This window comes from Anaerolineales bacterium, from assembly GCA_022866145.1.
GTDB lineage: Bacteria > Chloroflexota > Anaerolineae > Anaerolineales > E44-bin32 > PFL42.
The window spans coordinates 1-9,793 of record JALHUE010000396.1; the positions used below are offsets into that span (position 1 = coordinate 1).

The window sequence follows — 9,793 nt, forward strand, 5'->3', positions numbered from 1 at the left end:
CGCATCTGCTGCACCAACACCATCAAGAACGCTATCCGGTTGAAGATGCTCAACCCGGATTGCCAGGTCGTTGTCCTGTACAAGAACATCATCACCTACGGCTTCCGCGAGCAGTACTACGTCGAGGCCCGCCGCCGCGGCGTGCTGTTCGTGCACTACAGCGACGACCGGCCGCCGCGCGTCCGCCTGGAGGCCCGCGGCGCTCACCAGGCTCTGCTGGTGGATGTCGACGAGCACGCCTTCGGCACGACGCTCTCGTTCGAGCCCGACCTGGTGGCTCTCAGCCTGGCCATCGAGCCCTCGCCGGGGACCCACGAGCTGGCCGAGCGCATCGGCCTCCCACTCTCGCCCGAAGGCTTCTTCATGGAAGCCCACCTCAAGATGCGGCCGATGGATTTCTCCGATGAAGGCCTGTTCCTGGCCGGCATGGCCCATTACCCGAAGTTCATCGAGGAGTGCATCACCCACTCTCTTGCCTGTGCCGCCCGCGCCCTGACCGTGCTCAGCCGGCCGACAATCCAGGTCGGCGGCGCCGTGGCCGCCGTCGACCCGGATCGCTGCGTCGGCTGCCTGACGTGCAACCGAACCTGCCCCTTTGGCATCCCGCAGATGGTGTATGACCGGGAAGGCGTCGGCAGCCTGGGCGGCCATGCCTGGATTGATCCCGCCCGCTGCCAGGGCTGCGGTACGTGTACCGGCGAGTGTCCGGCTCGCGCCATCCAGCTGGGCAGCTTCCGCGACGACCAAGTCATGGTCGGCCTCGGCCGCTGGCAGGTCCCCCTGCCGCTGGCCCAGGCGGGAGACGCATGATCCCCATGGCAGGGCGCTTGGCTCCCGCTCGATCCCGCCTGTCAGCCGCTGGCGAGGCCGCTGCGTGATTGCCTCCAACGGCTACGTCCCTGAGATCACCGCCTTCACCTGCTCGTACTGCGGGTACATGGCCGCCGACACCGCCGGCGCGCTTCGCCTTCAGTACCCGGCCAACGTCAAGCTCATCCGCCTTCCCTGCACCGGCAAGATCGACGTTCAGTACCTGCTGAACGCCTTCGAGCAAGGGGCCGATGCGGTATATGTCGTTGCTTGCTCGCTGGGCAACTGCCATCACGTGCACGGGAACGAACGCGGCCTGGCCCGAGTGGCTCGCACCAAGGCCATTCTGCAGTCGATTGGCCTGGAGCCGGGGCGGCTGGAGATGTTCTTCGTTTCGGGCGGCATGGGGCACACCTTTGCCGAGATCGCCCGCCAGATGACCGAGAGGGCGCAGGGCTTCGGGCCGAATCCGCTCAAGGGCGAACTGGTCGCCGCCAGGACCGGGGAGCCGCCGGAGCCGCCGCCGCTGGCGGCACCCCGGGGAAGTGGCTGAGCCCACCCGGGAGCCGATCCCAGGCCTCCCTCGCCCGATCGGTGGGGCTACCCAGTGACGCCGTACCCACATCTGGCTGACGACCATGTCCGAAGAGGCGGGATCAGGACCGGCGATGAGCCCTTTCCCGCCCTAAGTGGATGAAATTGCTCCCCTCCGGGCATGACATCCGGCACTGGGGAGTGTGGACCGGCCAAACCTATCATGGGTGTGTACCTGCGGGCCACCCAGCCCGCTCTCAGACTTGGAACCGATCGGACGTGCTGAACGAGCGGTCTACCAGGAACCGACGGTTCCGACCCAGGAGGAGCGCTCCTTCATCACACAGCTAGGGGAGGGGCGTAGCGTGAGCACTCAGCCCGGCACCGCCCCAGTAGAGGCGACTGCCTCGTCGCGCGCCGGGCAACCCGTGGGCGCCGTGCTCGTCGTCGGCGGGGGTATCGCCGGCATGCAGGCCAGTCTCGACCTGGCCGACCAGGGTTACCGCGTCATTCTGACCGAGACCCAGTCCGCCATCGGCGGCCACATGGCCCAGCTCGACAAGACCTTCCCCACCAATGACTGCGCCATGTGTACGATCAGCCCCAAGCTGGTCGAGACCGGACGCAACCTGAACATCGACGTCCTGGTGGACACCGAGGTCGTCCGCCTCGACGGGCAGGCCGGCGACTTCACCGTCACCTTGCGCAAGAAGCCGCGCTACATCGACCTGACGAAGTGTGTCGGCTGTGGCGACTGCGCCAACGTGTGCCCGGTGGTGATCCCCGATCTGTTCAATGAGGGCCTCTCCACCCGTCACGCCGCCTTCAAGCTCTATCCACAGGCTGTTCCCAACGCCTACGCCATCGAGAAGCTGGGAGTTTCCCCGTGCCGCGACGCCTGCCCGGCCCACCAGCGGGCACAGGGCTACATCGCCCTGATCCGCGAGGGCCGCTATGACGACGCCCTGCGCGTGATCAAGGAAGACAATCCCTTCCCCGGCATCTGCGGCCGCATCTGCAATCACCGCTGCGAAGACGCCTGCAATCGCGGCCTGCTGGACGAGCCGGTCAACATCCGCGCCCTGAAGCGCTTCGTGACCGACAAGGTGTACGCCCGGCCGCGTCTGCCGAGGCCCAGGGCTGAGCTTCTCCACCCGGAGCGGGTGGCGATCATCGGCGCCGGGCCGTGCGGCCTGACCTCCGCCCAGGACCTGGCCCGCCTGGGCTACGCCGTCACGGTCTTCGAGGCGCTGCCAGTGGCGGGCGGCATGCTGCGCGTCGGCGTCCCCGAATATCGCTTGCCGGCCGGAATCATCGAGCGCGAGATCGCCGATATCACCGACCTCGGGATTGATTTGCGCTTGAACACCCGCGTCGACGACCTGGATACCCTGTTTGATCAGGGATTTGCGGCCGTGCTGGTGGCGGTCGGCGCCCACGAAGGCGTTCGTCTGCCGATCCCCGGCGCCAACCTGCCCGGGGTGTTGATCAACACCCACTTCCTGCGCGACGTGCGTCTGGCAACCCCGCCGGAACTCGGACGCCGGGTACTGGTGCTGGGCGGCGGCAACGTCGCCATCGACGTCGCCCGCACGGCCGTCCGCTTGGGCTCCGAGGTCTATCTTGCCTGTCTCGAACCGCGCGCGGCGATGCTGTGCCATCCGTCGGAATCGGAGGCGGCCGAAGCCGAGGGGGTGACGATCCACGCCTCGCGCACCTTCTTGCGGGTTGTGGAGGATGGGTCCGGACATGCCGCTGGCGTGGAATGCGTCCGCGTGCGTTCGTTCTCCTTCGACCACGAGCGCCGGCTTCAAGTCGAGATTGAACCGGATTCGGAGCACATCCTGGCCGCCGACACCGTCATCTTCTCGGTCGGACAGCGCGCCGGCCTGGCCTTCATCCCCGATGATGCCGGCGTCGGCCTGACCCAACAGCGCACGATCGCCATCAACCCCAACACCTTTGCCGCCACCCGTCCCGGCGTGTTCGCCGCCGGCGACTCGGTCTCGGGCACGGCCTTCGTCATCGAAGCCGTCGCCTCGGGACACAAGGCGGCCGAGAGCATCCACCGCTACCTGCGGGGCGATGCTCTCGAGCCCCACCCGAAACCGGAGCTGCCTATTGTTCGGCTGACGGCAGCCGAAGCCGGTGAGCGCGTGGCCCATGGTCCGGCGCGGCCCGGACCGCGCCTGCCGATGCCAGAACTGGCGGCGGACGAACGCCGGGTCACCTTCGACGAGGTCGAGCGCGGTTACACCGACGAATTGGCCCAGGCCGAGGCTGCCCGCTGCCTAGCCTGCGCTGTGTGCTCCGAGTGTCTTTCCTGCCAATACGCTTGCGGCACCCAGGCCATCGATCATGACATGGTCGCCACGGAGGAACAGGTCCGGGTTGGCGCCGTGATCCTGGCCCCGGGGTATCAGGTCTACCGGGCTGAGCTCTCGCAGGAGTACGGCCTGGGGCGGTACCCGAACGTCGTCACCGCCCTCCAGTTCGAGCGGCTGCTCTCAGCCTCCGGGCCGACAGCCGGCCGCGTGCTGCGTCCATCGGACGGCCAACCGGCTCGGCGCATTGCCTTCCTCCAGTGTGTCGGCTCGCGCGATCAGACCCACGACTACTGCTCAGCGGTCTGCTGCATGTACGCCGCCAAAGAGGCGGTGATGGCCAAGGAGCATGACCCGCAAACCCACGTCCATGTGTTCATGATGGACATGCGGGCGTTCAGCAAGGGGTACGAGGCCTACTACCAGCGCGCTCGGCGCCAATACGGTGTCGAGTTTACGCGCTGCCGCATCTCGACCGTGGCCGAGGTGCCGGAATCTCGAGACCTGAGCATCCGCTATGCTCGCGCCGAGAGCTCGGCCGACGCCTCCCGGTTGACCCGGGACGAATTCGATCTGGTTGTGCTGTCCGTCGGCATGGAGACCAGCCCGGCGGTGCGCAAGCTGGCGGGCGACCTCGGGGTGGAACTGGACGACTACGGCTTCTGTCACACCGTCTTGTTCAACCCCCTCGAGACCTCCCGGCCCGGGGTCTATGCCGTCGGTCCCTTCCGCGAGCCCAAGGACATCCCCGAGTCGGTGGTCGAGGCCAGCGGCGCCGCCGCCCGGGCGGCCGGCCTGCTGGCGCCCGCCCGCCACAGCCTGACCCGGATCGCCGAGTTTCCGCCCGAGCGCGACACGCACGACGAGCCGGCCCGCACCGGCGTCTTCGTCTGCCACTGCGGCTCGAACATCGGCGGCTATCTGGATGTGCCGGCGGTGGCCGAGTACGCCGCCTCCCTGCCGGGGGTGGTGCACGCCGAGAACAACCTGTACACCTGCTCGCAGGACAGCATCGCCCGCATCACCGAGAAGGTGAAGGAGCTTGGGCTCAACCGAGTGGTCGTGGCTTCCTGCACGCCCAGGACCCATGCCCCGCTGTTCCAGGACAGTATCCGCGCCGCCGGGCTCAACCCTGCGCTGTTCGACATGGCCAACATCCGCAACCACTGCTCATGGGTGCACTCCCACGATCGGCCGGCGGCAACGGCCAAAGCTCGCGAACTAATTCGGATGGCGGTGGCCCGGGTCAACCTACTCGAAGCTCTGACGACCTCGCAGGTTCCCGTCGAGCCTGCCGCTCTGGTGCTCGGTGGAGGGCTGGCCGGGATGACGGCTGCCCTGTCGCTGGCCGAGGGAGGCTTCAACGTTCACTTGGTCGAGCGCCAGCCGGTGCTGGGAGGCCATCTGCGCCAGCTGCAGGCCACCGCCTTCGGCGACGTGCAACCGCAGGTTCACTTGGCGCGCCTGATGCACAGCATCGACGACAACGAACGCATCCAGGTGCACCTCGGCCACAGGCTGGCCGCCAGCGAGGGATTCGTCGGGAAATTCACCAGCGTGCTCGAAGACGACAACGGACAGCGGATCGAGGTCCGTCACGGAGCCACCATCGTGGCCACGGGCGGCGAGGAATACCGCGGCCCCGAGTACGCCTACGGGACCAGCCCGCGCATCCTGACCGGGTTGGACTTCGAGGGCCTGCTGGGTCTGGCCGAGGACACGGTTGACGAGCCTCCGGCGGAGGTGGCCGCCGCCTGGCAGGCGCTGGGCGGACGCTTGCCGGACGAGGTGGTCTTCATTCAGTGTGTGGGGCCGGCCGAGCGCTACTGTAGTCGCATCTGCTGCATCACGGCCCTGAAGAACGCATTGCGCCTCAAGCGTCTGCGTCCCGCCGCCCGCGTCACGGTGCTGTTCAGGGACATCCGCACCTATGGCTTCAAGGAGAACCTGTACACCGAGGCCCGCCGGGCCCGGGTCACCTTCGTCCGCTACGACGAGGCCCATCCGCCGCAGGTCGAGGTCACGCCGGAGGGCTTGCGGATCGCGCTCGCCGAGTCCCAGCTGGGTCGATCGATCGTGCTTCAGCCGGACCTGTTGGTCCTGAGCACGCCGGTAGTCCCGCCGGAGGAGGCGCGCCAGGTCGCCCGCGCGCTCAAGTTGCCGCGGGACGCGGATGGATTCTTCCTCGAGGCCCATGTCAAGCTGCGCCCGGTCGATTTCGCCTCCGAGGGGTTGTTCATGGCCGGGCTGGCGCACTACCCCAAGCTGATGGATGAGACCATCATCCAGGCTCAGGCAGCCGCCGCCCGCGCCGCCCGCGTGTTGTCGCAGACCAGCCGGACGGCAGGCGGCGCGGTGGCCCAGGTCCAGCCCGAGAAGTGCGTCGGCTGTCTGACCTGTGTCCGGGTGTGCCCGTTCGATGTCCCCTCGGTTTCCGGCGAGTTTGTCGGGGTCGGTCAGATCACGGGAGCCGCCTTCATCGAACCGAGCATCTGCCGGGGGTGCGGCACCTGCGTCGCCGCCTGCCCGGCCAAAGCCATCCGCCTGGCGCACTACACCGACGACCAGATCCTGGTCAAGCTGGAAGCGATGTTTGCGGAGGTTGGCCGTGGGGACGTTTGAGCCGGAGATCGCTGCGTTCTGTTGCACCCACTGCGCCTACAATGCCGCCGACCTGGCCGGCAGCCTGCGGCTGCAATATCCTGCGGCGATCAAGGTGATTGAGGTCCCTTGCTCCGGCCGGGTCGACGTGCTCCACTTGTTGCGGGCCTTCGAGGAAGGGGTGGATGCCGCCCTCGTGGCGGGTTGACTGCCTGGCGACTGCCATTACCTGGAGGGTAATGCCAACGCCAAGCGAAGAGTAGCCTACACGCAGCAGCTGCTGCAGGCGATCGGGCTCGAGCCGCAGCGGCTGCGCATGGCCAACCTGTCGTCGGCCATGGCGCACCAGTTTGCCGAGTTCGCCACCAGCCTGACCGAGGAGGTCCAGGCGCTCGGTCCGAGCCCGCTGCGCCGGAATAGGACAAGGCACTCGGGGCCAGAAGGAACAACGGAGATCGCCGATCGATGATGATCCCGCCCACCCCCACCCCTGGGCTCCTCCCCCGACGAAGCGGGGGCGGAAACGTGTCACGCCCGGCCGCGGGGGCACGCGCAACGCCTTCCAGCGCCGATGGCGGGGATCGAACTTAAGGCCCGGGTCCAATCGCTGATGTCGGGCGGGCGGATGTGCGCCGGCCCGAGGAGGTTTGGATGATCGTTGCTGAGCAGAAACCGCTGGAGGAGATCAAAGGCCTGATCGCCGATGCCCGCAAGGTGCTGGTTGTCGGCTGCGGCACCTGCGTCACGGTGTGCTTCGCCGGAGGCGAGAAAGAAGCCGGCATCCTGGCTGCCAGCCTGCGCATGGCCAGCCGGATCGACGGCACCCCGGTGGAGGTTTCCCACGTCACCGTCCAGCGCCAGTGCGAATGGGAGTACATCGATCCCGTCGGCGAGCAGGCGCACGAGGCCGACATCGTGGTCTCGCTGGGCTGCGGCATCGGCGTACAAGCCCTGGCCGAGCGCTTTGCGGACGTGATCGTCGTTCCCGGCCTGAACACCGCCTTCCTCGGCCAGCCGACCGAGCAGGGAGTCTGGGAAGAGCGCTGTGCCGCCTGCGGTTCGTGCCTGCTCGGCCTGACCGGCGGCATTTGCCCGATCGCCCGCTGCGCCAAGCAGCTGCTGAACGGCCCATGCGGCGGCTCACAGAATGGCGAGTGCGAGATCGGCCATGACACCCCGTGCGCCTGGCAGCTGATCTACGACCGGCTGGCGGCGCAGAACCGGCTTCACCTGTTGATGGAGATCCAGCCACCCAAGGACTGGACGACGAGCCGCGATGGCGGCCCGCGCCGCATCACCCGCGAAGACCTCCGCCTGGCGGCGGAAGGCTCGGACTGAGGTCCGGAGGGACAAGATGAGCGAAGGACACCTCAACGGCTACAAGTCCGGCTCGCGACTCGAGCGCATCCTGCGGGCCGGCCACTTCGCCGTCACCGGCGAGCTCGGACCGCCGCAGAACGCCGACCCGGACGTCATCCGCAAGAAGGCCCAGCTGCTCAAGGGCGCCTGCGACGCCGCCAACATTACCGACAATCAGACGGCCATTGTCCGTATGTCCAGCATCGGGGCCGGGACGATCGCCTACCAGGAAGGGCTGGAGCCGATCATCCAGATGACCTGCCGCGACCGCAACCGCCTGGCAATACAGTCGGACCTGCTGGGGGCCTACGCCCTCGGCATGCGCAACGTGCTCTGCCTGACCGGAGATCACCAGTCGTTTGGCAACCATCCCGGCGCCAAGAACGTGCACGACCTGGATTCCATGGGGCTGATCGGGATGGTCAAGGGCCTGCGCGACCAGCGCTGCTTCCAGTGCGGTGATGAGATCAAGGGGATCGAGCCGCGCTTCTTCGTCGGGGCCGCCGAGAACCCGTTCGGCGATCCCTTCGACTGGCGGCCGCACCGGCTGGCCAAGAAGGTCGCCGCCGGCGCAGATTTCATCCAGACCCAGCTGATCTACAACATGGAGCGCTTTGCCGACTTCATGGACAAGGTGCGCAAGCTGGGCGTCCACGAGAAGGTGTATATCCTGGCCGGCATCGGCCCGCTGAAGTCACCCGGCATGGCCAAGTACATGGCCAACGAGGTCCCGGGCATGGACGTGCCCAAGATGTACATCGACCGCATGGAAGAGGCTGCCGCCGGGATCGACAAGGAGGACAAGAAGGCGCGGGCAGCCGCCTGGCGCAGAGAGGGCATCCAGGTCGCTATCGAGCTGATCCAGCAAGCTCGCCAGATTGAAGGCGTCGCGGGGGCGCACGTGATGGCCATCGAATGGGAAGAGGCCGTGAAGACGATCGTCGAGGGCGCCGGCCTGCTGCCGCGCCCCGAGCCAACCCCCCTGCCGGCGGCGGATGCGGCCGCCCCGGCGAGTTGAGGTTGTCATGCAGACGACCATCAGCACCGATTTCGCCCGCAGAATTCAGTCGCAGACCGGCGAGAACGTCTCACTCTGCTACCAGTGCGTCCGCTGCACGAGCGGGTGCCCGCTGGCCGAGCATTTTGACCTGGCGCCCAATCAGGTGATGCGGGCAGCCCAGTTGGGGATGGAGGACGCCATCTTCAACAGCCTCACCCCGTGGCTGTGCGCCTCGTGCCAGACCTGCACCACCCGCTGCCCGCAGGGAATCGATGTCGCCCGTGTCATGGACTACATCATCGAGGAAGCCATCGAACGCGGCCTCGAGCCTAAGGTGCCTGCGGTCGCTTTGTTCAACAAGGTCTTCCTGCGTGACGTCGATCTGCTGGGCCGGTCGTACGAACTGGGCCTGCTGGCGGAGATGAACCTGCGAACCGGGAAGCCTTTCAAGGACATCGACCTCGGCCTGAACCTGCTGCGGCACGGCAAGATCAAGTTCCTGCCGCATATCGTCCGCCGCGGCAAGCGCAAGGCGCCGTTGGCGCCGGCTTCGCGCCCGCCGGACGAAATCGGCTACTACCCGGGCTGCTCACTGCATTCGATGGCCGAGGAATTCGATCAGTCGACTCGGGCCGTGCTTGAGGCCCTCGGCCTGAAGCCCGTCGAGCCCGAGGGCTGGGTGTGCTGCGGCTCGACCCCGGCCCATCGCACCGACCACCGTCTAGCCGTCCAGCTCCCGCTCGAGAGCCTGATCCTATTTGAGCAGGAAGGCCTGAGCGACGTCATCCTGCCCTGCGCCGCGTGTTTCAACCGCTTCCGCGCCGCCACCCGCGACCTGCGCCGTGATCCGGCTCTGCAGGCTGAGCTCGAGCAGGACCTCGGGCAGACCTATCACGACAGCTTGAACATCCTTTCCCTGCTCGACCTGATCCTCGAGCGGGTAGGCCTCGAGGCAGTCGCCCAGCGCCTCGTCAAGCCGCTGGACGGGCTGAAGGTCGTGTGCTACTACGGTTGCCTCCTGACTCGCCCGCCAGGTGTCACCGGCTCGGAGGCCGCCGAGTACCCGATGCAGATGGACCGCCTGTTACAAACGCTGGGTGCGACCGTCCTCGACTGGGATCGAAAGGTCTCCTGCTGTGGCGCCTCGCTTTCGGCGACCCAATCC

Annotated in this window: 7 protein-coding genes; all 7 read left to right on the plus strand. The window is 67.3% G+C overall.

The genetic code is table 11. The annotated features are described in order from the left end of the window. Positions 1-810: 4Fe-4S binding protein (locus tag MUO23_11980; GenBank protein ID MCJ7513676.1), on the plus strand; the 810-nt coding region annotated here is incomplete at its 5' end. Between the two features lie 64 nt (positions 811-874). Continuing rightward, complete coding sequence (locus tag MUO23_11985; GenBank protein ID MCJ7513677.1) at positions 875-1,363, plus strand: hydrogenase iron-sulfur subunit; 489 nt, start codon at positions 875-877, stop codon at positions 1,361-1,363. A 346-nt stretch (positions 1,364-1,709) separates the two neighbouring features. Further along, entirely contained in the window at positions 1,710-6,290 is a 4,581-nt protein-coding gene (locus MUO23_11990; GenBank protein ID MCJ7513678.1) for an FAD-dependent oxidoreductase, read from the plus strand. Beyond that, positions 6,277-6,738, plus strand: a complete 462-nt coding sequence (locus MUO23_11995) for a hydrogenase iron-sulfur subunit (GenBank protein MCJ7513679.1) — start codon at positions 6,277-6,279, stop codon at positions 6,736-6,738. Before MUO23_11990 ends, MUO23_11995 begins: the two co-directional genes overlap by 14 nt. 182 nt (positions 6,739-6,920) lie before the next feature. Beyond that, positions 6,921-7,607, plus strand: coding sequence for a methylenetetrahydrofolate reductase C-terminal domain-containing protein (locus MUO23_12000; protein ID MCJ7513680.1), 687 nt, complete (start codon positions 6,921-6,923; stop codon positions 7,605-7,607). Between the two features lie 16 nt (positions 7,608-7,623). Further along, positions 7,624-8,646, plus strand: coding sequence for a methylenetetrahydrofolate reductase (locus tag MUO23_12005; protein MCJ7513681.1), 1,023 nt, complete (start codon positions 7,624-7,626; stop codon positions 8,644-8,646). Between the two features lie 7 nt (positions 8,647-8,653). Next, a partial coding sequence (locus tag MUO23_12010) for a heterodisulfide reductase-related iron-sulfur binding cluster (GenBank protein ID MCJ7513682.1) occupies positions 8,654-9,793 on the plus strand: 1,140 nt, incomplete at its 3' end.

Excerpts from the sequence above, each read along its gene's own strand:
- MUO23_12005 (MCJ7513681.1), top strand. The coding sequence starts at position 7,624 with ATGAGCGAAGGACACCTCAACGGCTACAAGTCCGGCTCGCGACTCGAG.
- MUO23_12000 (MCJ7513680.1), top strand. The coding sequence starts at position 6,921 with ATGATCGTTGCTGAGCAGAAACCGCTGGAGGAGATCAAAGGCCTGATC.